Here is a 24,194-nt window from a genome sequence, read left to right as displayed (position 1 = left end):
CGTTCACGGGGCAGCTCACCAGGCGACGTGTTCTTCAAGTAGCCGGAGCCGGCCTGGCTCTCGCCGCCGTACCAGCGGTGGCGAGAGCAGAGACCAGCTACACCTTCACCATCCCCGCGTTGCCGTCGGCGCGCACGACCGAGCTCGACCGAACGCAGAACTCCCTCAGCGCCAGCGAACTCCGCTCGACCGGCTTCTACCTTCCTGCCGCCACCGCGCTCAACGTGGTCGTTCACGTCGGGAGCCTGGCGCCGACGCTCGTGATCGGCGCGCCCGACGCCGACGCGCGCAAGGAGTTCAAGTCGCCCCGTGAGTACCCGCTCCAGGTCGGCCGCAACACCGTCACCGACGCCGGCGGTGGCGTCGTCTACCTCAAGCTGATCGGCAACACCGGCCAGGCGAAGGTCACCATCGGCGAGGAGGCGCAGCCGATGCCGTACTTCGTCCTCGGCCGCACCGGCGAGGCCGAGTTCCAGCGCCAACTCGACGAGCGCACCACGCCGTACGTCGAACTTCTGAGCCCGCACGCGATGATCACCGTCGAGCGTGCTTCTGCTCTGACGTATCGGACCGAGAACCACACCGACCTGCTGTCCACCTACGAGGACATCATCGGGATCGAGGACGCCACCAGCGGGTACGACGGATCCGCGCCGCAGCACGCCCGGCTGGCGCACCGCTACCACTTCGTCGGGTACCCGTCCGCGATCACCGGTGTCGGGGCGTACGCGACCCACGGCCACATGTCGTTCCCGCCGCCGATCCAGGACCGGATGCTGACGGTGGCGGGTCTGCGGACGCGCGGCTGGGGCATCTACCACGAGCTCGGCCACCAGCATCAGCAGATCACCTACAAGCCGAGTTCGCTGACCGAGGTGACGGTCAACATCTACTCGCTCGCGGTGAACGCGATCTTCGCCACGAAGTACGGCCAGCAGCCGCGGCTGCACGCACCGGACGCGAAGACCGGGCTCACGCCGTGGCAGAGCGCTCCGGGCAAGCTGCGGACGCCGGGCGTGAACTACGGCACGACGTTCGACCCGTACGAGAAGCTGGTGATGTTCGAGCAGCTCCGGCTGGCGTTCGGCGACAGCTTCTGGCCGGAACTGCACAAGCTCGTCCGGGTGGAGCGCCCGTACGCGAGCGACTACACCGACGAGGTACTGCGGCTGCGCAACCTCGTCGTCCTCTCCAGCCGGACCGCCGGCCACGACCTTAGCGACTTCTTCCGCGCCTGGGGCGTGCCCGTCGACGCCGAGGCGACCGCCCAGATCACCGCACTGCAGCTGACCCCGCCGCCTCTCGACCCGTCAACAATCCGACAGTAGACAAAAGGACGAAGGCACCCACCGGGTCGAGGTGGGTGCCTTCGTCGCACCGGGGTAGCTCCGTCCTAGGCGAGCTCGGAGTTCAATCCTTCAGGAAGAGTTCGATCACGCAGCTGTCTACCTCGGGGGCGCGGTTCGGCAGCTTGAGCGTCAGCGTGTTGTCGGGAAGCCCGGTCAGGTACGTGTGCCCGGGCGCGGACGGATCGACATCCACCCGCTTGACCTCGGACGCGTCGTGCAGGAACTGCGCGTACTCGACCCGATCGCCCAACCCCGGTAGGTGCAGGTGACCCATCGGCCACGCGAACACATGCAGATAGAGCCGCCGGCCGTTCTGCGTGTAGCGGCAGTCCGCCGGCGGCACGTACGTACTCGGTCCGCAGCCGCGGATCGAGCGCTCGTGCAGCCGCATCCAGGAACCGATCCCGGACAGTACGTCGAGGGCGCGCGGCTCCCAGGCACCGCGGCCGTTCGGGCCGACGTTGAGCAGCATGTTGCCGCCCTTCGAGACCGCGTCGACCAGCATGCGGATCAGCAACGCCGGCGACTTCCAGTCGTGGTTGTCGCGGTGGTAACCCCAGCTGCCGTTGAGGGTGTGGCACGCCTCCCACGGCACCTGCGTACCGTTGCCAGCGGCAACCTCGTTCCCGGGCGGCTGGACCTGCTCCGGCGTGGTGAAGTCACCGGAACCGAGCCCGAGCCGGTTGTTCACCAGGATCCCCGGCTGCAGCTCGCGGACCATCGCCAGCAGTTCCGCGGACCGCCACTCGTCCGGACCCTTGGCGTTGAACCCACGGTCGGCGTACGAGAAGTCGAACCACATCACGTCGATCTTGCCGTACCCCGTGAGCAGTTCACGGACCTGTCCGTGCAGGTAATCGGCGTACTTCGAGACGTCACGGTCCGCCGTACGGTCGATGAAGTCCACGTCCTTGCGCTGCGGGTGGTACAGGTCGACCGGGAACTCCGGGTGATGCCAGTCGAGCAACGAGTGGTACAGCCCGATCTTGAACCCACGCTCCCGGAACGCGTCGATCATCGGCGCGAGCAGGTCCTCGCCCCACGGCGTGTTCGGCGCCGAGTAGTCCGTGAGCTTGGAGTCCCACAGGCAGAACCCGTCGTGGTGCTTCGTAGTGATCACCAGGTAGCGCATGCCCGCGTTCCAGGCGTCGTCCGCCCAGCGGACCGGGTCGTACAGGTCCGGCGAGAAGTGGTCGAAGTACGGCTGGTACTCCGCGTCGGTGAGCTGTTCGTACGACTTCACCCACTCGTGCCGCGCCGCGGCCGCGTAGATGCCCCAGTGCACGAACAGCCCGAACCTTGCCTCGGTCAACCAACTCATCGCGGGCTCGCACCGCCGAGCGCCGACTCGAACTCGCCGCGGATCTTGTCGCCGCCGTCCTTGGCCCACTTCTTCAGCGCGGTGTCGAACGCGCTGATCGGCTTCCGTCCGGCGATCACGTCGTTGCGGACATCGGTCAGCGCCTGCCCGATGTCGCCGCCGGACTTGTCGTTGGTCGGGGAGATCAGCGACGCGGTCGGATCCTTGACGACCATGCCGATCAGCTTGGTCAGATCCTCGTGGGCGCGCTCGACGTACGTCGGGAACTGCGCGTTGTAGAGCGCCTGCGGCGGCGCGGTGATGTACTTCCACGGCACCGTCAGCTCGGCCTCGCCCTTGCTGGTCAGCGTCGGGTTGCCCTTCGCGTCGCGGGTGAAGTCGACGCCCTCGACGCCGTACGTGAGCAGCAGGTTCTCGGTGCTGCCGAACGGCGCCGCGAAGAAGTTCGCCACCGCGAGCAGTTCTTTGGCGCGCGCCTCGTCGGCCTTCTTCATCAGCGTGTAGGCGAACAGGATGTTGTCCGACCAGGTGTTCGCCTTGCCGCCCTTGGGCGCCATCGGGACGAACGCCCGCGGGTCGTTCTTCGGGTCCAGCCGGGACATGTCCTTGACGTAGCCGGAGTACGCCGGGAACCCGTCGTACACCAGCGCGCCCTTGCCGGCCCGGAACGCGTTCTTCCGGGCGGTGCCGTCGATACCGTCGGAGCCCGGCACGGTGACGCCGGCCTTGACCAGTTGGACGGCGAACTCGAGCGCTGCCTTGTACTCCGGCGTCTCGAAGCTGCGGACCAGTTTGCCGCCGTCCTCCTTCCAGCCGTTGGGTACGCCGAACATCTGCTGGACCATCGTGAAGAACGTGTTGCCCTTCGAGTTCACGATCGCCCACTGGCCCTGCTGCGGCTTGGTCAGCTCCTTGCACGCGGCCAGGAAGTCCTCGGCGGTGGCCGGGTACTCGATGCCGGCGGCATCGAAGAGTCGCTTGTTGTAGAAGCCCGCGCCGCCCGTGATACTGCGCGGGATCGGCAGCCCGTAGATCTTGTCCTGGACCACGCACGCCTGCCAGATCACCTGCGGGATGTTGGCAAGGTTCGGGTAGTCCTTGACCTTGTCACCGGACAGGTACGGCGTGAGGTCCGTGCACTTTGCCGACAAAAAGGCCGGTAGATTGTTGACAAGGCTGGAGTCCGACAACAGGACCAGGTCGGGCAGCTCGTTGGCGGCCAGCACGGTCTGGAACTTCGTGGCCCAGTCGCTGTCCGGAACGATGGTCAGATCGAGCGTGCCGCCGAGCTTCTGCTCGACCGCCTGCCAGGCCGCGTTCTTGTCCTTGGCCGGCGGCAGCGGGTCGAAGATGTCGGTCATCACGCTGACCTTGCCGCCCGACAGCGGCGGCGTCTTCACGGTGGTGACGAGGTCCTTCGGATAGGTCAGGTAGCCGGGCGGTACGCCGTCCGCGGTGCCGGCCAGATCCGGCTTGGGTCCCTCGAAGGCGACGTACGTCGGGAGTGTCACGGTGGACGCCCGCGCGGGGCCGGCCGTCGTACTGCCGTTGCTGCAGGCAACCAGCGTCGGTACGCCGGTGGCGCTCATCACGGCGACACCTACGGCGCTGCGCAGGAAGCTCCGGCGACTGAGAGATGGGGTGGTCACGGTCTTTCTCCTAACCCTTGATGGCGCCGGTGAGTACGCCCTTGGTGAAGTAGCGCTGCAGGAACGGGTAGACGCAGAGGATGGGCACGAGCGCGACGACGACGACCGCCATCTGCACGGCCTGGATCGACGCCACAGCCTCGCCGGGCGACTCGGTGCCGCCGCCGACCGGTTGGCCCTGCAGGACGTAGAGGCGCAGGACGAGCGGCAACGGCCACTTGCCGGTGTCGCTGAGGTAGAGCAGTGCGTTGAAGAACGCGTTCCAGTGGCCGACGGCGTAGAACAGCGCGACGACCGCGAGAACCGCCTTCGACAGCGGCAGCACGATCCGGAGCAGGATCGCGAGGTCGCCGGCGCCGTCGATCCGCGCGCTGTCGAGCAGCTCGGCCGGGATGTTCTGGAAGAAGTTGCGCAGCACCAGGAAGTTGAAGGCACTGACCAGGCCCGGGACGATCAGCGACGCGTACGAGTCGTAGAGCCCGAGCGCCTTGATCAGCAGGAAGTTCGGGATGATGCCGGCCCCGAACAACATTGTGAACAATACTGCTGTCAACACGAACCGCCCGCCGACGATCGGCCGGCTGAGCCCGTAGGCGAGCGCGATCGTGACGACCAGGTTCAGCGCCGTACCGATGATCGTGATGCCCGCGCTGACCAGCAGCGCATGACTCACCACGCCACCGGCGAAGATCGTCTTGTACGCCGCCAGCGTCGGCTCGCTCGGGAACAACGCGATGATGCCGCCGCGCCTCGTGATCTCGGACTCGCCGGCCAGGCTGGTCGCGACGATGTTGACGAACGGATAGAGCACCAGCAGGCAGACGATCGCGATCACCATGCCCTTGATCGCCAGCCCGGCCTTGGTCGGGGCCTCCATCCAGGGCGGCCGCTGCGAGGTCTTCATCGGGAGTAGATCCCTTCGTGGCCGAAGCGGTGGGCGAGTTTGTTGGCGCCGAGGATCAGGACCAGGCCGATGACGCCCTTGACCAGGCCGACGGCGGCGGCCGGACCCCACTGGCCGTCGAGGACGCCGTGGAAGTAGACGTAGGTGTCGAGTACTTCGGCCGCGTCGGCGCCGACGGCGTCGCGCTGCAGCAGGATCTGCTCGAAGCCGACCGAGAGAATGCTGCCCAGGTTGAGGATCAGCAGCAGCAACGTGACCGGCACGATGCCAGGCAGCGTCACGTGCCACAGTCGCCGCCACCGGTCCGCGCCGTCGATCGCGGCGGCCTCGTAATGCTCGGTGTCGATGTTCAGCAGCGCGGCGAGGTAGATGATCGTGCCCCAGCCGGCGTCCTTCCAGATCAGCTGCAGCGTCACCAGCCAGGGGAAGAAGCCGGAACTGGTCATCAGGTCGACCCGCGGCAGGCCGAGCTCGCCGAGTAGCTGGGGGAGCAGGCCGGTGCCGCCGATGAGCTGCTGGCTGATCGAGATCAGGATCACCCAGCCGATGAAGTGCGGCAGGTACACGACGCTCTGCACGAACCGCTTGATCTTCGGGCTGATGATGCTGTTCAGCAGCAGGGCGAGGCCGATCGGCGCGGGGAAGAACAGGACCAGCTGCAGTACGGCGAACTTCAGCGTGTTCAGCAGTGCGCGGTAGAAGTCCGGCTCCGCGAAAACGGCGAAGTTGCCCAGGCCGACCCACGGGCTGTCCTTGAAGCCGAGGTACGGCTGGTAGTCCTGGAAGACGATCACGTTCCCCAGCAGCGGCACGTAGTGGAACACCACGAAGAACAGGAAGCCGGGGAGAACCAGCAGCAGCATCACCCGGTCGCGGCGCAGCCTGGCACGCAGGCTCGGTCCGCCTTGCGCCCGGCGTGCTGCCCGGCGCGCGGCGCGGTCCCCGGCGTCCGGCGCGCGGCCGGCGGATCGGCTGACGCGATGCATGTGGCGCCTCCTGATAGTAAGCGTTTGCTGCCCCGGGTGGCAGTAACGATGAAACGTTCACCGCCTTGCTGTCAAGCGCTCGGGGAAGATTGTCTTGACCTTCACTGCGATTCGCACCTACGGTTTTCAGTAACCGTTTACTAGGAGTGATCCGTGCCGAATCCTGAACCCGACCGGGGCAGCAGTCCGCGGTTGCGCGCGCTCGTGGCGATGCCCGCGGACACCTGGTCGGAGGTCCTCACCCCAACGGCCCGCGACCGCCTGTCCGCCGTCGCCGAGGTACTCGGCCTCCGCGCCGACACTGCAGGAGGTGCTGCAGGAGGTGCTGCAGGAGGTGCTGCAGGAGGTGCTGCAGGACGTGCTGAAGGACGTGCTGAAGGAGGTGCTGATGGGGGTGCCAGCCGCGGGGGTGCTGACGGTGGCGGTGGTGATGGTGATGGTGGCGCCCGCGACGATGCAGCTGGCGGTGATGCGGGCGGCGATGCAGGCGGTGGTTCCGACGGTGGTTCCGACGGTGGTTCCGACGGTGGTGCGGGCGGTGGTGCGGGCGGTGGTGCAGGTGGTGGTGCAGGTGGTGGTGCAGGTGGTGGTGCGGACGGTGGTGCGGGCGGTGGCGGTGCTGGTGCCGGTGGTGGTGCGGGCGGTGGTGCCGGTGGTGGTGCGGGCAGTGGTGCGGGCGGTGGTGCGGGGGGTGGTGCAGGTGGTGGTGCGGGTGGTGGTGCCGGTGGTGGGGCCTTTGGTGGGGTCGGCGGTGGGGTGCGGGGCGGGGTGCCGCGGTTGGTGACTTCGTTCGCGGACGTGGCGGACGAGTTGGCTGACGCCGAGGTGTTGCTGACCGGGTGGGGTTGCCCGCGGATCACTGCAGAGGTGCTCGACGCGGCGCCGAAGTTGCGGGCGATCGTGCACGCGGCGGGGACGATCAAGACGTTTGTCGACCCGGTCGTCTTCGAGCGCGGCGTGGAGGTTTCGTCGGCGGCCGCGGCGAACGCGGTCCCGGTCGCCGAGTTCACGCTCGCGGCGATCGTGCTGGCCGGGAAGCGCGCGTTCCGGCACCGCGACTGGTTCCGGGCCTCCGGGGTGAAGCGTCCGTTGCCGGGAGCACCGATTCTCGGCACGCTCGGTACGACGGTCGGCGTGCTCGGAGCGTCGCGGATCGGACGATTGGTGCTGGAACGACTGCGCGGACTCGATGTCGACGTACTGGTGAACGATCCGTATCTGAGCCCGGCTGAAGCTGCGGAGTTCGGGGCGCGGTGGTGTGAGTTGCCGGAGCTGTTCGCGGCGAGCGACATCGTGAGCGTCCACGCCCCGTTGCTGCCGGAGACCGAGGGGCTGGTGTCGGCGCAGTTGCTGGCGGCGATGCCGGACGGCGGGGTGCTGATCAACACCGCACGGGGCGGGCTGGTCGACCATGTCGCGCTCGAGCGTGAGTGCGTTTCCGGGCGTCTGGACGCGATCCTCGACGTCACGGACCCCGAGCCGCTGCCCCTCGATTCGCCGATGCTTCAACTCCCGAACGTCTTCATCACCCCGCACCTGGCCGGTGCCATGGGCAACGAGTCCACGAGACTGGGCGAGGCCGCCGTAGCCGAGATAGAACGCCTGGCCGCCGGCAAACCCCTCGCCCACGGGATAGCCCGCGACGACCTAGGACGGATCGCATGAATCGACTCGGATCGTTCTCCCGCCGGGCACGACAGGCGAATGTGTGCAGATGGACAGGAGGTGTCAGGCAGTCGGGTAGTGCACCTGAGCGTGATCGTCTCCGCGCGTACAGCGTCTCGCCGGTGCACTACCTGTCCAGCCGCACACCTTCCACGCAATCACCACACCACCTCACCCCACCAACCACGCAACGCTCGACCTGCTCCCCGCTGACGGGTTATGTCTCGGCTGGCCTGCTACAACCTGCCATCGCGTACACAACCCGCCAGCCGCCAGCACCACAGGCACGTATCACTCAAGCGGGGCGGACTTGTCTTCGTGTGATGGCGGGGGGTTGGAACGCGTGAAGTTGCCGGGGTCGGATCGGGTGTTGTCTTCGTGGACTGGGTATACGCGGGAGACCTGGTTGGCGGTTGCCGATCAGTTGTTGGAGTCGTTGGTGCCGTGGTTTTCGGCGAGTGGGGCGCAGGTTCGGTTGCCGGGGCGGGGGAGTTGGTCGGGGGCGGATTGTGACGGGTTGGAAGGGTTTGCGCGGTCGTTTCTGCTGGCTGCGCTCCGGATTGCTGCGGACGGCGGGGACGATCGGCTGGTCGAGCGGTATGCGAGCGGGCTGGTGGCGGGGGCCGCGGGTGAGTGGCCGCGGTTGACGCCGTGTTCGCAGCAGATGGTGGAGGCGGCGGCGGTCGCGGTCGGCCTGCACGAGTCGCGGGCGTGGTTGTGGGACAAACTCGACGTACGGGATCAGCAGGTGGTTGTCGACTGGCTGAGCGGGTTCGTCGGCTCACGGACGTGGGACAACAACTGGAGGTTGTTCCAGGTCGTCGGAGAGCAGTTCCTCGCATCGGTCGGAGCGCCGTACTCGCAGGACGACATCGACGCGGGCCTCGACCGGATCGAGGACTGGTACGTCGGCGACGGTTGGTACTCGGACGGGCCGGGGCAGAACTTCGACCACTACATCGGCTGGGCGATGCACCTGTACCCGGGCCTGTGGACGCGGATGGCGGGACCGTCCGCGGACGGCCGCCTGGCCATCTACCGCGAACGCCTGCACCGCTTCCTCGAGGACGCCGTACACCTCACCGGCTCCGACGGCGCACCGATCCACTTCGGTCGTTCACTCTGCTATCGCATGGCCACTGCGGCGCCGTACTGGATGGGCGCGCTCCTTGATGCGACGCCGCTGACGCCTGGTCAGACCCGCCGCCTGTGCTCCGGTACCTTGCGCCACTTCGTCGACCACGGCGTCCCCGACGAGCGGGGACTGCTGTCGCTCGGTTGGCATCACCACTTCCTCCCGACCACGCAGCCGTACTCCGGACCCGCGTCGCCGTACTGGGCCTCCAAGGGATTCCTCGGCCTCCTGCTACCGGCCGACCACGACGTCTGGACCGCCCGCGAGTCCGCCCTGCCCCTCGACGAACGCGACCAGGTACGGGCGTTGCCGGCGCCAGGATTGCTCGTGCAGGCGACCAAACACGACGGCATCGTCCGCCTCCTCAACCACGGCAGCGACCACGGAGCCGAGGGCGACGCCCACTACAACCGCCTCGCCTACTCGAGCCGGACCGGCCCCGAACTCACCGGCGAACACCTCGACAACCACATCACCCTCAACGGCGGCCACCGGACGCAGATCCACCGCATCGGAGTGGCAGAAGCATCGGCCGCCTCGTGGTGGCAAGCAGGTGCCGCGCGGATCGAGGCGGCCAGCGTCGTGCACGGTCGGATCGAGGTGCGGTGTGTGCTCGTCAACGGACCGGCCGGCGTGGTCCGGCACGGCGGCTATGCGATAGCGGGCACCGACCTGCCCGAGGTCGACGTGGACGCAACGTGGGCACAGGCGACGCGGATCGACAGGCTGACGTCAGTGGTGGTCGGGTTGCATGGGTACGAGGGTGCCGCCGTACGACGTGGGCTCGACGCGAACGCGTTCGGTCCGCATTCGGCGACGCCGTACCTGGAGGCTCAGCACGACGGGAAAGATCCGCTGGTGCTGGTGTCCGCGGTGGTACTGTCCGGCGACACGGTCTGGCCGCGGCAACTGGCCGAGAGCATCGACGTGACGGTGCACGGGCTGCACGTCACGGTCCGGTTCGCCGACGGTACGACGGCCGACGTACAGCTGGGTGAGGAGGTGGGTGATGGCGGCGGAACCGCCCCGGTCGAGGGCGCGCCGGCGTGACCCCGAGTCCGCCCGGACCATCCGGGACGTGGCCGCTCGCGCGGGTGTCTCCACCGCGACCGTCTCCCGTGTTGTCAACGGCAACTATCCGGTCGCGGCCTCGACCCGGGTCGCGGTCGAACGCGCGATGCGGGACCTCGGGTACGTCGCGAACGCGCACGCCCGCGCCCTCGCCGGGTCCACCACCCGTGTGGTCGGCATCGTCGTCAGCGAGATCGTCGATCCGTTCTTCGCCTACATCGCCCGCGGCGTCCAGTCCGAGGCGCTCGCCTCCGGCCGCCTCTGCCTGGTCTGCTCGACCCAGGGCGGCGAGTCCGCCGAGCTGCGGTTCGTCGACCTCCTGCTCGAACAGCGCGCGGACGCCGTGATCCTGGTCGGCGGCGCCGTCGAGGACAAGGAGTACTTCGCCGCGGTCGGGCAACGCGCCCGCCAGCTGGCGAAGAACGGTTCGAGCCTGGTCCTCTGCGGCCGGCCGGGGCTGGAGGACGGCGTACCGGCCTACGCCGTCGAGTACGACAACACCGGCGGCGCGGCGGCGATCACCGATCATCTGCTGAGCGCCGGCCACACCAAGATCCTTTATCTGGGCGGGCCGACGACCCTGTCCACGACGACCGCCCGCCTCCGCGGTTTCCGGCAGGCGTTCGCCGCGCGCAAGCTCGAACACGACCCGAGCCTGGTCCGGACCGGCGCGTTCGGCCGGCAGTGGGGGTACCAGCAGACGCTCCGGGCCCTCGACGACGGGCTCGACTTCACCGCGATCTTCGCCGCCAACGACATCGTCGCCGCGGGCGTGTACGCCGCCCTGCGCGAGCGCGGCCTGCGGATCCCGGACGACGTGTCGGTGGCCGGGTACGACGACGTACCGGTGGCGACCGAGCTGCAGCCGGCGTTGACGACTGTCCGGGTGCCGCTGGAGGAGCTCGGGCGGGCCGCCGTACGGGCCGGGCTCGCGGGGCAGGAGCCGAGCGCGGATCCGTTCGCCCATCAGCAGCCGATGACCACGCTCGGCACCGTCGTCGTGGTCCGCGACTCCGTCGGACCGCCGCGGTCGTCTTGATCACTCACAGCGAACTCCCAGCGTCGGGGGCACTGGGTGATCGCGGAGATTCGCAGCGTGACCAGCGATGACACTATGTCCGGACCTGTCCGGCCTCGTGTCTCAGGGTGACTATGCGATGCTTGACATATCCACTGCGGACGCTTGAGACTCAGCTCACTTTCGCGATCCGAGAGCGCTCTCAACCCCCGTCCGAGTTTCAGGGAGCTTCGCATGCGGCCCAGTGCCCGCTATCGCCCCGTAGCCGGCGTCCTGGCCTGCGCCGCGATCTTGACCGCCGCTGCCTGCGGTGGCGGTTCCGGCACCCCCGAGTCCGGTGCCGCCGAATCCGACGGGCCGAAGATCGAGCTGACCATCGCCACCTTCAACGAGTTCGGGTACGCCGACCTGTACGCCGAGTACGAGGCCGCGCACCCGAACATCACGATCGTGGAGCGGCACGCCAAGACCGTCGACGACCACGTCAAGAACCTGGACGCGAACCTCGCCCGCGGCACCGGCCTGGCCGACATCGAGGCGATGGAGGTCAGCTGGATCTACAAGTACCTGGCCAAGGACGACAAGTTCGTCGACCTGCGCAAGTACGGCGCGGACGACCTGCGGGACCGCTGGCTGGACTGGAAGGTGGCCGGCGCGACGACGCCGGACGGAAAGATCATCGGCTACGGCACCGACATCGGCCCGGAGGCCATCTGCTACCGCCGGGACCTGTTCGCGAAGGCCGGGCTGCCGACCGACCGGGCCAAGGTGGCCGAGCTGTTCCAGGACTGGCCGTCGTACTTCGCGACCGGGCGGAAGTTCAAGCAACGCGTGCCGGGCTCGGCCTGGTACGACTCCGCGGTGCTGACCTGGGAAGCCATGCGCAACCAGCTGATCGAGGCGTACTACTCGAACCAGGACCGCTTCCTCGGTGCCGAGAACCCGCGGCTGAAGAACACCTGGAACCAGGTGGTGGCCGGAAGCAAGGACGGCCTGTCCGCGCGGCTGCCGGCCTGGAGCGACGCCTGGAACGCGGCGTTCCGCAGCGACAAGTTCGCGACCATGGCCTGTCCGGGCTGGCTGCTCGGCGTGATCCAGGACAACGCGGGTGCCTACGGCAAGGGCAAGTGGGACGTCGCCGACGTGTTCCCCGGCGGCGGTGGCAACTGGGGCGGGTCGTACCTGACCGTGCCGGCGCAGTCGGTGCATCCCGAGGAGGCCGCCAAGCTGGCCGCCTGGCTGACGGCGCCGGAGCAGCAGGTGAAGGTGTTCAAGAAGATCGGCTCGTTCCCGTCCACACTCGACGCGTACAACGACCCGCAGGTGAAGTCGCAGGTCAACGCGTACTTCAACAACGCGCCGGTCGGGCAGATCTTCGTCAACCGGGCCCGGAACGTGATTCTCAAGCAGCACAAGGGTCCCCGCGACGGCGAGATCAACCAGATCTTCAGCGCGGCGCTGTCCCGCGTCGACGACGGCAAGCAGCCGCCGGACGCCGCGTGGAAACAGGCCCTCGCCCAGGCCGAGAAGGTCGCCGACACCCGCGTCGGCAATTAGGTCCTGGCTGCCAACACGCCACGTCCACGGCCGGCGTCCGACGCGCGGTCGGCCGGGGACGTACTACGGTGTGAAGGCGGGCCAATCGAGAACTGAGGAGGGCCGATGAACGAGTCTGGTTCTCCGACCTTGGAGCAGGTCGCGGCGCTCGCCGGGGTGTCGCGGGCAACGGTCTCGCGCGTGGTGAACGGGTCGCCGAAGGTGCTGCCGGACACGGTCGCCGCCGTCGAGCAGGCGATCCTGCAGCTCGGCTACGTGCCGAACCGGGCGGCCCGTGCGCTCGTGACGCGGCGGACCGACTCGATCGCGATCGTCGTACCGGAGCCGGACAGCCGGGTGTTCTCCGACCCGTTCTTCGCCGGCATGCTCAGCGGCGTCAGCCGGACGCTCGCGCCGACGTCGTCCCAGCTCGTGCTGCTGATCGAGCCCGCCCCGGAACCGACCGGGGTCGACGACCAGCGGCTGCTGCGATACCTGCGCGGCGGACACGTGGACGGCGCGATCATCATCAGCCACCACGGCCGCGACAACGTGCTGCAGGAGCTGGCGCAGTTGCCGCTGCCGATCGTGTTCAGCGCGCGGCCGTTGGGGGTCGACGTACCGGTGGCGAGTGTGGACGTGGACAACGTCGCCGGCGCCCGGACCGGGGTCGAGCACCTGCTGTCGATCGGCCGCCGCAAGATCGCGACCATCGCCGGGCCGCTCGACATGACCGCCGGCATCGACCGCCTGACCGGCTACCAGGAAGTGATGAAGGAAGCCGGACTGCCCGCGATGATCGCGTACGGCGACTTCACCGCGGACGGTGGCGAGCAGGCGACACTGCGCCTCCTGGACGAGCACCCTGACCTGGACGGCCTGTTCGTGGCGTCCGACCTGATGGCGACCGCAGCTCTTCGCGTCCTGTCCCAGCACGGCCGCCGCGTCCCCGCGGACGTGGCCGTGGTCGGCTTCGACGACTCGGTGCTCGCCACCACGACCACCCCGAAGCTCACCACGGTCCGCCAGCCCGTGGAACAGCTGGGCGCCCGCCTCGCCCAGATCCTCCTGGCGAAGATCGCCGGTGCCGACCTCACCAGCCCCGAGATCTACGACACCGAACTGATCGTCCGCGACAGCGCCTGAGCATCGGGCCGGCTGACTACGGCTCCGGGGCGACGCCTGTCACCTGGCCGTGCTGATCTGTGGTGTAGCGGCCCGCGCTGAGGTCGACCAGCACGAGTCGGTTGCCGAACGGGTCGGACACCGCCGCGACGCGGCCCACCGGGATGTCGGTGGGGCCGCTGAGCAGCTGACCACCGGCTGCCGTGATCGCGTCGATCGCCTGGTCCACCGATCGCACCAACCAGTTCGGCTCGGGTGGCAAACGTGTCGAGAGCACGATCTCGGTCGCCGACTCCGGGCAGCGGAGGCCGGCTTGGCCGAGGTCGTCGTTGCGCCACAGCAGGTCATGTCCCAGTCCATCCCGATAGAACTCGAGGCCTGCGTCCAGGTCGGGAACCGCGAGGACGACCGCGTCAACGCTGCGAAGTGGGGCTTGAGCACTCATGGGCGACATCCTCGTTCGAGGCTCGGACATTTTCGGCTAGGGCGGGTCGTTCTCGAACTGGAACTGGACGCGGATGGTGTTGTCGAGGGGAAGGATCAGCGTGGTGTTCGACGCGGACCAGTTCGCCGGCACCAGGAACAGGCGGTTCTCGCCGACTACCAGCAGGCGCAGACCGCGGTAGCGGTAGTTGAACGTCTGCCCAGCGCCCGCACGCAGCGCGGTCTCCTCGATGCCGGGCGAGCGCAGCGCGAGCTTCTCCTTCGTGTCGAGGATGACGACCGGGAAGCGGCTCGGGTGGCGCGCGTCGGACTTGGCGAGGCCGCGGCCGGTGTACTGGGCGATGGTTGCGGTGGCCCAGAACGCGCAGATGACGGTGACGACGGCCAGGAGTGCGATGAGGACCCGTTGGGGACCGACGGATGGGTCGGCCTTGCGGCGGAGATAGGTGAGGTAGGCAAGCGTCGCGGCGGCCAGGCCGATGACGGCGGGCACGATGAGCGCGTAGTACGCGATCCCGCCGATCAACGGAAAGGCGAGCAGGCCCGCGACACCGAGGATCAGCATCAGTACGGCGATCCGCGCGGCTCGCCGTACGCCGGTCGGCGTCGGGTGGATCGCGTTGTGGATCAGCAGCGCGGCGACAACCAGCAACGTGATGACGAGCAACGGGACGAGCAGCGGTTGCGGACTGCGCATCACGTAGTCCTGGGTGCTCAGCCCGATCGTGTCGACGTCGATGCCGAAGTACTCGTACTGCGACCGCGCGGCGACGTACCCGAAGTAGAACAGCAGTGCGCTGACCAACGTCACCGGTGTGACGATGCCTGCCGCGAAGCTGATCCACCGCTCCGCCTGCGACCGCTCGTCCGCCATCGCTCAGCCGTCCGACGGCGTCTCAGCGGGCGTCTCGGGGGTCTCGGGCGGCGTCTCGCTCGGTTGCGAGCCGCCGAGTGCGCGCGAGTCGAAGCCGATCTGGCTGACGCCACCGCGCTTGAGTGCTTCGCAGTCTTCCGCGGTTGCGCACGTCGCGTCCGCGGTGATGATCAGGGTGGCGTGGTGTCCTTCGGCGTTCGTCACCTGCCGGACTCCGGCGAAGCAGGCCGGTGTGTCGCCGGAGCGGACCTGGTGCCCGGTGCACTCCGGGCTCTGGCCGCCACAACCGGACTGGTCGATCTCGAAGTACTTGTCGTCCTGGCTCAGAGTGGGTGCGCGGTAAGTCACCGTGGCACCTTGCGGAAGCTCCAGCCCGGTCAGGCTGACGCCGACGCATTGCTTTGCCTGGTCGTCCGGCTGGTTCGCCTCGGCTCCCGGACCGATCGGGAGCGTTGCGATCTCGACCGCCGGCTTGTTCTGCCGCGGCTGCGTCGTCTCGGCGCCCGTCGGCTCCGGGGCCGGCTCGCTCGTGCTGTCGGAGGTCGTGGTCTCGTCCGGTGGCGACGTCCCTCCCCCACCGGACGTGTCGGAGCATCCCGCCGCCAGCAATGCGACTACGGAAACCAGCACAGCCCAGGCGCGCATCACGACCACCCCCACGAACAGAATGACCCTGCGTGCAGAACGCCACAACAGTTTGTTCACTCTCCGCTGCAACATGCGCCGGAACCGTGATATCTCTGGGTGAAAGGGGGGATGCATGACCGACCACGAGATCCGGATTGCGTTGGTGCTGAACGGTGGTGTCAGCCTGGCGGTCTGGATGGGTGGAGTGACGCACGAGCTGGACCTGATCCGGCGCGCGTCCGGTGGCGACGACGCTCCCGGTCCCCAGCCGTACGACGCGGTGCTCGCGGATCGCTGGCGGGAGTTGTGCCGGCGCGGCGAGGAACGGCGCCGGGTGGTGGTCGACGTGATCGCGGGGACGAGCGCCGGCGGTCTGAACGGTTCGCTGCTGGCGACCGCGATCGCGAACGGCTCGACCCTCGACCCCGACGGCGACAACGGTCCGTGGCTGCGGCAGAAGTGGATCGGTCTCGGGTCGCTCGAGGTCGGCAAGCTGGTGCCGTCCGCGGGAGCGAAGTCGAGCTCGGTGCTCGACGGCAAGTACTTCCTGCGGCAGCTCGAGGCCCTGCTCAAGGGCGTCGCCGACGCGGGCGAGAGCAAGGCGGAGGAGCCGGTGACGTTGTTCGTCACCGCCTCCGGGTTGGGTGTGCAGCAGTTCGAGGCGAAGGACGCTGCAGGCCAGGCGTTCGTCGTACCGGATCATCGGTACCTGTACGGCTTCACGAGTGAGGACGCGCCGACGTACGACGGTGCGCAGCGGAAGTTCACCGTCGAAGAGAAGAACGGGTTGAAGGACACCGACCTGCTCGCGCGGGCGGCCCGTGCGTCCGCGTCGTTCCCGGCCGCGTTCGGTCCGGTGCTGGAGACGCCGGAGCTGGCCGCGCAACCGCCGCGGATCCAGCCCGGCCCGGCCGAAACCGGATCCTGGCTCGTCGACGGCGGCGTCCTCGACAACGCCCCGTTCGGCCCGGTGCTCGATGTCGTCGCCCGGCGTCCGGTCAACGGCAAGGCGACCCGCTACGTGCTGTACGTCGTACCGTCGGCGGGGATCGGGCGGGCGTCGACCGCGTTGCCAGGGGCGCAGGAGCCGAGCTGGCGGGTCGCGGCGATGTCCGCGGTGCAGTTCCCGCGCGAGGTGGACTTCCGCTCCGACGTCGAGCAGCTGGAACGCCTGCTGCTGGAGGCGGACGCGTCCTGGTCCGACAGTCAGCGCCTCTTCGACCGTTGCCTGAAGCAACCAGAGGAGCGGGCGCGGCTGAAGGCGGCGGCCGAGGCGCTGCAACCGGCGTACTCGCGGGGACGTGCGGCCGGCGGTGTCTGGGAGGCCGTCACGATCGCCAGTCACGACCAGTCGACCGTGCTGGACGCCGCGACCGCGCTCTCGGAGTCGGAGATCGACGAGATCCTCGCCACCGAGCACCCGTGGGTCCCGGGCCCGGACGGCTCCACGGCAGCCCTCCGGGACGATGCCGACGGCAACCCGAGCTGGTTGTGGGGGACCGGCGCCGCCGAGCGGATCGTCCGGCTGATCCTGCGCTCGCTGCGGACCCGGATCAGGTCCGCCCCGCAGGACGAGCGCGACGACCTGGACAAGCGGCTGACCGCGGCGAGCGACTGCCTGATGAAGGTCCAGGCCGTCCGCGACGCCCTCGACGTACAACTGGCCGCCGCCGATCTCGACCTCCGTCCCGCCGGTGGCGCGGAAGCGGTCGCGGTCGGGCTGAACGACATCTTCGAGCAGTTGCAGATCCAGCGCGCGCTCGGCGACGCGTTCGCGACCCTGATCGCGGTGGTCGGCTGGGAACTCGTCGACACCGCGCTCGAGGTCGAGATCGTTTCCCGCTGTACGTCGGCACGTACGCCGCAGCAGCGCAGCGCCCCGTTCCAGTTCCTTCGTCTCGGCCCGGACATCCCGCTCGAGGTGCTCGACGAGTTGCAGGAAGGGTCGATCGCCAACCAGCTGAACGACCGCATTCTGTACGGCAGCCAGGTGGGCCACTTCGGCGCGTTCGGTGCGGCCGACTGGCGGCGGTGGGACTGGCTGATGGGCCGGTTGCACTGCGTCGCGCACCTCGGCGCGATGCTCGGCGCGGACGCGGACTGGATCCGTGAGACCCAGCGTCAGGTCCTGCAGGCCGAAGGCTGGCAGCTCGACGCGGTCGCCGAGCGGATCGAACGACTGGCCAGGGACTTTCCGGCCGATGCCGGGCTCGGCGCGCTGGTGACGATGCGGGACGAGCTGAACGCCTCACCCGAGGGACGCGCGATCACCAAGGGGATCGCGGACCGGATGGTGGACGTGTCCGGTGGTCTCGGCCCGCAGGTCGGCAGCTGGGTGAAGGCGGCCGCGGGCCGCAAGCATCAGCCCGGTTCGTGGCTGCTGCGCACAGCGCGCTGGTTCACCGAACCGGCGCGCGAGACGGTGTGGGCGCGGATGGTGCGCGGCGTCAAGGTGAGCCCCGCGCAGCGCCCCGTGGTCTTCGAGCCATGGTTGCCAGTGGCAACAGCTGCCGCCGGCGTCGTACTGCTGGTGCTGTCCGGTGTCGTCGACGCCGTACGGATCCCGGCCGCGGTGCTCGCCGGTGCGGTGCTCGCACTCAGCGCGGTGCTCGGCGTGATCACCTGGTTCGTACGCCGTACCCGCCGCCGGATCCGCGCCTGGATCGAGGCGCGGATGCCCGACATCAGTCCAGGGTCACGAAATCGATGAGTTCCTCGACGCGGCCGAGCAGGGCCGGGTCGAGGTCCGCGAAGCTGTTCACCTTCGACAGGATGTGCTTCCAGGCGGCGGCGACGTCGGCCTGATCGGTGGCCGGCCAGCCGAACGCCTGCAGCACACCCTTCTTCCAGTCCTGCCCGTGCGGGATCCGCGGCCACGCCTTGATGCCGACCGACGACGGCTTGACCGCTTCCCAGATGTCGATGAACGGGTGGCCGACCACGTGCACGTACCGGTTCGACACCTGCGCGGCGATCTTCGACTCCTTCGATCCCTCGACCAGGTGGTCGACGAGTACGCCGAGCCGCCGGCCGGGACCGGGCTGGAACCGGTTGACGATCTCGACCAGATCGTCGACGCCTTCGAGGTACTCGACCACGACGCCCTCGATCCGCAGGTCGTCGCCCCACACCTTCTCGACCAGCTCCGCGTCGTGCCGGCCCTCGACGTAGATCCGGCTGGCCCGCGCGACCTTCGCGCGGACGTTGTCGACGGCCACCGACCCCGACGCGGTCCGGGTCTTCTTCGCCGGACCGGCCTTCTTCGGCGGCTTCAGGCTGACCGGTTTGCCGTCGATCCAGAACCCCGGACCGAGCGGGTACGTGCGGATCTTGCCGTGCCGGTCCTCCAGGTCGACGACCCCGTGCTCCCAGCGCACGATCGCCCCGACAAAACCGGAACTCGGCTCCTCGACGACCATCCCCTTCGCGATTTCGACCTCGACGGTCCGCCCGTTCTTGGGCTTACGCCAGTCACCCGCAAGGACATCATTCCCATACCTGTCAGCCACCTGCCCAACGCTATGTCCCCACCATCCCCTTCCCCCTCAACCACACACCCATTTCCCACCACCTCAGCTCACCCCGGATGTGTGGGTGTTGTGTCGCCGGCTGGCCTGGGGCTGCCGCCCAGCCACCTGACACATCCTGTCGAGCTGCAGATCACGCCAGTTCTAATAAGTGGGAGCCGCGTGCGTAGCAGTCGACTGGCGGGTCGGCGCGGTGAGTGTGAGAGCGAAGTACGCCACGAAGCCGACCACGAGGCCGACCGCCCAGGAGTAGTCGTACAGCGGCTTGAGGAACGGGATCAGGCCGTCCTGGGGGAACGGGCCCGCGCCCGGGTTCGAGTACGCGCCGCCGACGGCGAGCAGTGAGCCGAGCAGGGTGGCGACGACGCCGCGCCAGTTCCAGCCGGCGGCGTACCAGTAGCGGCCGCCGGGCCGGTAGAGGTCGGCGAGGTTCAGGTTCGTCCGGTCGATCACCCAGTAGCCCGCGATCAGCACGCCGGCCACCGACGCGAGCAGGCCGCCGTAGAACGACAGCCACACGAAGATGTAGATCGACGGGTCCGAGATCAGCCGCCACGGCTGGATCAGGATGCCGATCACACCGGTCAGCAGGCCCGCGGTCCGGAAGTTCAGCCACCGCGGCAGTGCGTTCGCGAAGTCGTACGACGGACTGACGACGTTGGCCGCGACGTTGCAGGACATCGTCGCGAGGATCGCCATCACCAGGCCGATCGTGACGATCACCGGGTTCTCGAACCGGCGGGTGAGCTCGACCGGGTCCCAGATCGCCGAGCCGTACAGCACGACGGTGCCGGACGTGGTGATGATCGAGACCAGCGCGATGAACGACATCGTGGTCGGCAGGCCGATGATCTGTCCCCAGACCTGCGCCCGCTGGCCCTTCCCGAACCGGGTGAAGTCCGGCATGTTCAGCGACAGCGTCGCCCAGAACGCGATCATGCCCATCAGTGACGGCGCGAAGATCTTCCAGAAGTCGGCGTCCCAGCCGAGTTTCGACGGCTGTTCCAGGATCGGGCCGAAGCCGCCGGCCTTGACCAGGATCGCGACCATCAGCACGAGGAACGCGACCGTGACCAGCGGCGCCGCCCAGTTCTCGAACCGGCGCAATCCTTCGATCCCGCGGAAGATCAGCACCATCTGCAGCACCCAGAAGAACGCGAAGCTCAGCCACATCGTCCACGGATGCCCGCCGATCGCGGACGCCTCGATCCAGCCCTTGCCGAACAGCTCGCCGACGATCACGTAGATCGCCTGCCCGCCGATCCAGGTCTGGATCCCGAACCAGCCGCAGGCGATGAAGGCCCGCAGCAGCGCCGGGAAGTTCGCGCCGCGGACGCCGTAGAACGCCCGCGCGAAGACCGGGAACGGGATGCCGTACTTCGTTCCCGCGTGACTGTTCAGCAGCAGCGGCACGAGGACGATCAGGTTCCCGAGGGTGATCGTGAAGAACGCCTGCAGCCAGTTCATCCCGATCGCGACCAGGCCGGACGCGAGCAGGTAGCTGGGGATGTTGTGCGCCATCCCCATCCACAGCGCGGCGTAGTTGTACGTCGTCCAGGTGCGCTCGGGCAACCGCGTCGGCGCCAGCTCCGCGTTCGCGTACCGGCTGTCCGCCAGCGCATCAGGATCGGCTAGTTCGACGCGTCCGTCGGGGTGAACCGTTTGCTCTGTCGTGGTCACAAGTGCCACCCCATCCGGTCGGGCGATGTCCGTTCCGAACAAGTTGCGCGACGGGATGACGTCGTGTCAACGGACAATTACCCGAAAGGGGTTATCCCGGGCCGAGGAGCGGGAGGCTGGGGCGTTGCGGCGTACCGAGAGCCTGGTAGCCGCGGCGGATCGCGTCCTGGAGCTTGTCGACCGGCCACGGCCAGTCCTCGGTGTGCTCGAGCGCCTTGTCGAGAGGGGTACCGGCGTGGTGCAGGGTCGAGATCGTGTTCGCGACCTTGCCGAGCTCGATCGCCTGGTCGGTGGCGAACTCGACGTCGACGACCGCGCCGTGGCCCGGGACGATCTTCGCGTCCGGGGTCATCATGCCGATCGCGCTCTGGATCGTGTCCGGCCATTCGAGCGGGAACGAGTCCTCGCCGTACGACGGCGGCGCCGACTCCTCGATCAGGTCGCCGAGGAAGAACACGTTCACGTCCGGTACGCCGACCACGGTGTCACCGGAGGTGTGCCCGTTGCCGACGTACAGCAGCTCGACGCGACGGTCGCCGAGGTCGATGACCTTCGCGACCGCGTACGTCGTACCGGCGAGCTTCTCCTCGGCGGCGGCGTTCTCGTGCAGGTAGACCGTCGCGTCGGTGAAGACGCTGTTGCCGGCCACGTGGTCGAAGTGCGCGTGGGTGTTGACGACCCATTTGACCGGTGCGTCGGTGAGCTCGCGGATGTGCTCCCGGAGCTGCTCGGCCTCCTCGGTCGTGGCGCGCGTGTCGATCACCAGCGCGCCGTCGGCTCCGACGACCAGGCCGACGTTCAGGTCCCATTCGTCGTACCGGCGGACCCAGGTGCGATCGCCGATCTCGGCCCAAGCGCTCATGAGCCCGAGGTTACTTGCCGCGGTTACTTGCTGAGTACGTCGCCCCTGGCCACCTGGTCCTTCGCGAGGCCGCGGAGCAGCAGCCCGACGTTGTCGCCGGCCTTCGCGGTCTGCACGGTCTTGCGGAACATCTCGACGCCGGTCACCTCGACCTGCAGGATCGGCTGCCCGGCCCGGCTGAGCAGCACCTGCTCGCCGACCGTCACCGTCCCCGCCTGCACCCGCCCGGTCACCACGGTGCCGCGGCCGGTGATCGAGAACACATCCTCGACCGTCATCCCGAACGATCCCACCGGCAAGCTGTCCTGCGGCCGCGGCGGCCCCGGAAAACTGTTCGGCCGTGCATGCCCCCGCGCAAGCACCTCCTGCGGATCCATCGGATTCGCCCGCTTCCAGAACTTCCAGCCCATCCTTCGAGATTAGGGCATGTCTGGCCGTCCCCCGCCTACTGCGCGGCACTCGGCACGGCACCTCGCCGCACTGGAGGAAAGGCCACGATGAAACCACATCGAGGCCTTCCCTCCAGCACGCCGATGCACCGCACCGAGCACCTGCTCGCGACGGCGGGGGACGACCAGACATGCCCAGTAGTTGGCAAGCCCTCTCCTCGCGACTTAAGGTCGCAAGTGTTCCGATCGGAACTCCGAAACTTTCGAAGGGTGGTCGGTGTGACGACACGACGTGCTGTGGTGGTGCGGGGTGGCTGGGAAGGGCACTCCCCGGTCGAGGCGACCGAGCTGTTCATCCCGTACCTGAAGGAGAACGGCTTCGAGGTGACGGTCTCCGACAGCACTGCGGCGTACCTCGAGCTGGACGGCGTCGACCTGGTGCTGCAGTGCGTGACGATGAGCGAGATCGAGGACGACCATTTCAAGGGCCTGGAGGCGGCGATCCGGCGCGGCACCGGGTTCGCCGGCTGGCACGGCGGGATCGCGGACTCGTTCCGCAAGAACGTGGACTACAGCTTCATCACCGGCGGGCAGTTCATCTCGCACCCGCACGGGTTCACCGACTACCGCGTCGAGGTGGTGCCCGAGCAGGCCGATCACCCGATCGTCGAGGGAATCACGCACTTCGACGTGCACACCGAGCAGTACTACATCCACTACGACCCGACGAACACCGTCCTCGCGACGACGACGTTCGAGTCGCACCCGGACTACCCGTGGATCGAGGGCGCTGTGATGCCGGCCGTCTGGACCCGCACCTGGGGCGAGGGCAAGGTCTTCGTCTGCACGGTCGGCCACAAGCTCGACGACCTGGAGACGCCCGAGGTCCGCACGATCATCGAAAGGGGTCTGCTGTGGGCGAGCAAGTGAGTGGGCCGGTGACACGCGTCGGCATCGTCGGCACGGGTGTTATCTCCGGCACGTACCTGGACCACCTCGGCAAGCTCCCCGGCGTCGACGTCGTCGCGGTCGCCGACCTGGACCTGGCGCGTGCTCAAACGATTGCCGACAAGAACCCGGCCATCCGCGCGGTCTCGCCGGAGCAGCTCTACGCGGCTGACGACATTGAGATTGTCGTCAATCTGACGATCCCGGCCGCGCACGCACCGGTGCACCAGGCCGCGATGGAAGCCGGCAAGCACGTGTACGGCGAGAAGCCGCTCGCCGTCGACCGCGCCGAGGCGGAGCCGCTGCTCAAGTACGCCGCCGCGAACAACGTCCGCGTCGGCTGTGCGCCCGACACCGTCCTCGGCACCGGTACGCAGACCGCCCGTGCGGTGATCGACCGCGGCGACATCGGCGTACCGCATGCCGCGACCGCGTCGTTCGTCACGCCCGGCCACGAGCTGTGGCACCCGGCGCCGGAGTTCTACTACCAGCCCGGCGGCGGCCCGGTCCTCGACATGGGGCCGTACTACGTGACCAGCCTGGTTACCCTCCTCGGTCCGGTACGCCGGGTCACCGCGCGAGCCGGCCAGTCGAAGCAGGAGCGCCAGATCCACACCGGTCCGCGAGCCGGTACAACGTTCCCCGTCGAGGTGCCGACGCACGTCACCGGCGTACTGGAGCACGAGTCCGGTGCGTTGACCACGGTGCTGATGTCGTTCGACGTGTGGGCAGCGCGGTTGCCGCGGATCGAGGTGCACGGGACAGAGGGCAGCCTGTCGGTGCCGGACCCGAACGGGTTCGACGGCACGGTCGAGATCGCGACGGCCGCGCAGCGCGAGTGGACCGAGGTGCCGGTCGCCGGCGGGTACGCGGGTGCGGGTCGCGGGGTCGGTGTCGCGGACATGGCCCGGGCGATCCGCAACGGTGAACCGCACCGGGCCGACGGCGCGCTGGCCTACCACGTGCTCGACGTACTGGAGTCGTTGCTGGAGGCCGCCGTACAGGATCAGCCGGTTGATGTGGCGAGCACTGTGGCACGTCCCGCGCCCGTTCCGTTGGGAGCGTCGCCCGAGACCGCCTAGAC

Annotated in this window: 21 protein-coding genes; 10 read left to right on the top strand and 11 right to left on the bottom strand. The window is 68.5% G+C overall.

What is annotated here, in order from left to right; all coding sequences use genetic code 11:
- Positions 1 to 77 precede the first annotated feature (77 nt).
- On the top strand, positions 78 to 1,328 hold the full coding sequence (locus EV137_RS09655) for a M60 family metallopeptidase (RefSeq protein ID WP_166679811.1): 1,251 nt from the start codon (positions 78 to 80) through the stop codon (positions 1,326 to 1,328).
- Between the two features lie 82 nt (positions 1,329 to 1,410).
- Here the strand turns inward: EV137_RS09655 and EV137_RS09650 are convergent, their stop codons facing one another.
- From EV137_RS09650 to EV137_RS09635, 4 genes are read right to left on the bottom strand one after another with little or no spacing between them, the layout of a single operon-like run.
- Complete coding sequence (locus EV137_RS09650) at positions 1,411 to 2,670, bottom strand: alpha-L-fucosidase (protein ID WP_134127937.1); 1,260 nt, start codon at positions 2,668 to 2,670, stop codon at positions 1,411 to 1,413.
- Complete coding sequence (locus EV137_RS09645) at positions 2,667 to 4,319, bottom strand: type 2 periplasmic-binding domain-containing protein (protein ID WP_134127935.1); 1,653 nt, start codon at positions 4,317 to 4,319, stop codon at positions 2,667 to 2,669. The genes EV137_RS09650 and EV137_RS09645 overlap by 4 nt, the downstream gene beginning before the upstream one ends.
- Positions 4,320 to 4,329: 10 nt before the next feature.
- Positions 4,330 to 5,223 (bottom strand): carbohydrate ABC transporter permease, encoded by an 894-nt coding sequence (locus EV137_RS09640; protein ID WP_202870855.1) that lies wholly within the window; start codon positions 5,221 to 5,223, stop codon positions 4,330 to 4,332.
- Entirely contained in the window at positions 5,220 to 6,209 is a 990-nt protein-coding gene (locus EV137_RS09635) for an ABC transporter permease (protein WP_238175197.1), read from the bottom strand. The genes EV137_RS09640 and EV137_RS09635 overlap by 4 nt, the downstream gene beginning before the upstream one ends.
- 310 nt (positions 6,210 to 6,519) lie before the next feature.
- On the opposite strand from EV137_RS09635, the gene EV137_RS41365 reads away from it, so the two are divergent.
- The 6 genes from EV137_RS41365 to EV137_RS09605 all read left to right on the top strand — a co-directional run bounded on the left by EV137_RS41365 (position 6,520) and on the right by EV137_RS09605 (position 13,780).
- Positions 6,520 to 6,993 (top strand): hypothetical protein, encoded by a 474-nt coding sequence (locus EV137_RS41365; protein ID WP_134127933.1) that lies wholly within the window; start codon positions 6,520 to 6,522, stop codon positions 6,991 to 6,993.
- Entirely contained in the window at positions 6,990 to 7,874 is an 885-nt protein-coding gene (locus EV137_RS41360) for a hydroxyacid dehydrogenase (protein ID WP_238175196.1), read from the top strand. Before EV137_RS41365 ends, EV137_RS41360 begins: the two co-directional genes overlap by 4 nt.
- A gap of 343 nt (positions 7,875 to 8,217) precedes the next feature.
- Entirely contained in the window at positions 8,218 to 10,059 is a 1,842-nt protein-coding gene (locus EV137_RS09620) for a DUF2264 domain-containing protein (RefSeq protein ID WP_238175195.1), read from the top strand.
- Positions 10,019 to 11,119, top strand: coding sequence for a LacI family DNA-binding transcriptional regulator (locus EV137_RS09615; RefSeq protein ID WP_134127927.1), 1,101 nt, complete (start codon positions 10,019 to 10,021; stop codon positions 11,117 to 11,119). Before EV137_RS09620 ends, EV137_RS09615 begins: the two co-directional genes overlap by 41 nt.
- Positions 11,120 to 11,332: 213 nt before the next feature.
- The gene (locus EV137_RS09610) at positions 11,333 to 12,655 is read left to right on the top strand and encodes an ABC transporter substrate-binding protein (protein ID WP_134000157.1); all 1,323 of its coding nucleotides are present in this window, start codon (positions 11,333 to 11,335) and stop codon (positions 12,653 to 12,655) included.
- Between the two features lie 105 nt (positions 12,656 to 12,760).
- Positions 12,761 to 13,780: a LacI family DNA-binding transcriptional regulator gene (locus EV137_RS09605; RefSeq protein ID WP_134000154.1), complete on the top strand. Its 1,020-nt coding sequence runs from the start codon at positions 12,761 to 12,763 to the stop codon at positions 13,778 to 13,780.
- Between the two features lie 16 nt (positions 13,781 to 13,796).
- Here the strand turns inward: EV137_RS09605 and EV137_RS09600 are convergent, their stop codons facing one another.
- Genes EV137_RS09600 through EV137_RS09590 form a run of 3 tightly spaced genes read right to left on the bottom strand, consistent with a single transcriptional unit; the run spans position 13,797 to position 15,722 of the window.
- Positions 13,797 to 14,204, bottom strand: a complete 408-nt coding sequence (locus tag EV137_RS09600) for a VOC family protein (protein ID WP_166679810.1) — start codon at positions 14,202 to 14,204, stop codon at positions 13,797 to 13,799.
- 36 nt (positions 14,205 to 14,240) lie between these two features.
- Entirely contained in the window at positions 14,241 to 15,077 is an 837-nt protein-coding gene (locus EV137_RS09595; protein ID WP_134127923.1) for a hypothetical protein, read from the bottom strand.
- A gap of 3 nt (positions 15,078 to 15,080) precedes the next feature.
- Positions 15,081 to 15,722 (bottom strand): hypothetical protein, encoded by a 642-nt coding sequence (locus EV137_RS09590; RefSeq protein WP_134127921.1) that lies wholly within the window; start codon positions 15,720 to 15,722, stop codon positions 15,081 to 15,083.
- Between the two features lie 115 nt (positions 15,723 to 15,837).
- On the opposite strand from EV137_RS09590, the gene EV137_RS09585 reads away from it, so the two are divergent.
- Positions 15,838 to 18,414 carry a DUF3376 domain-containing protein gene (locus EV137_RS09585; protein ID WP_134127919.1) on the top strand — a complete coding sequence of 859 codons (2,577 nt, stop codon included), beginning with the start codon at positions 15,838 to 15,840 and terminating at the stop codon, positions 18,412 to 18,414.
- Here EV137_RS09585 and EV137_RS09580 read toward each other — a convergent pair.
- The 4 genes from EV137_RS09580 to EV137_RS09565 form a co-directional block, all read right to left on the bottom strand.
- Positions 18,389 to 19,213 (bottom strand): DUF3097 domain-containing protein, encoded by an 825-nt coding sequence (locus tag EV137_RS09580; RefSeq protein WP_133781197.1) that lies wholly within the window; start codon positions 19,211 to 19,213, stop codon positions 18,389 to 18,391. The two genes, EV137_RS09585 and EV137_RS09580, sit on opposite strands and share 26 nt — an antisense overlap.
- A 162-nt stretch (positions 19,214 to 19,375) precedes the next feature.
- Positions 19,376 to 20,911 (bottom strand): NCS1 family nucleobase:cation symporter-1, encoded by a 1,536-nt coding sequence (locus EV137_RS09575; protein ID WP_134127917.1) that lies wholly within the window; start codon positions 20,909 to 20,911, stop codon positions 19,376 to 19,378.
- A 91-nt stretch (positions 20,912 to 21,002) separates the two neighbouring features.
- The gene (locus EV137_RS09570; RefSeq protein WP_134127915.1) at positions 21,003 to 21,773 is read right to left on the bottom strand and encodes an MBL fold metallo-hydrolase; all 771 of its coding nucleotides are present in this window, start codon (positions 21,771 to 21,773) and stop codon (positions 21,003 to 21,005) included.
- Between the two features lie 23 nt (positions 21,774 to 21,796).
- Positions 21,797 to 22,183 (bottom strand): EF-Tu/IF-2/RF-3 family GTPase, encoded by a 387-nt coding sequence (locus EV137_RS09565; protein WP_134127913.1) that lies wholly within the window; start codon positions 22,181 to 22,183, stop codon positions 21,797 to 21,799.
- Between the two features lie 258 nt (positions 22,184 to 22,441).
- Between EV137_RS09565 and EV137_RS09560 the strand changes: the two genes are divergently transcribed.
- Both EV137_RS09560 and EV137_RS09555 read left to right on the top strand, forming a co-directional pair.
- Positions 22,442 to 23,092 (top strand): ThuA domain-containing protein, encoded by a 651-nt coding sequence (locus EV137_RS09560; RefSeq protein ID WP_238175194.1) that lies wholly within the window; start codon positions 22,442 to 22,444, stop codon positions 23,090 to 23,092.
- Positions 23,077 to 24,192: a Gfo/Idh/MocA family protein gene (locus EV137_RS09555; protein WP_134127911.1), complete on the top strand. Its 1,116-nt coding sequence runs from the start codon at positions 23,077 to 23,079 to the stop codon at positions 24,190 to 24,192. Before EV137_RS09560 ends, EV137_RS09555 begins: the two co-directional genes overlap by 16 nt.
- The last annotated feature ends 2 nt before the right edge of the window (positions 24,193 to 24,194 follow it).

Origin of the sequence: Kribbella pratensis, assembly GCF_004366075.1 — a bacterium.
Taxonomy (GTDB): Bacteria; Actinomycetota; Actinomycetes; order Propionibacteriales; family Kribbellaceae; genus Kribbella; species Kribbella pratensis.
This window is presented reverse-complemented; position numbering and strand designations above follow the sequence as displayed.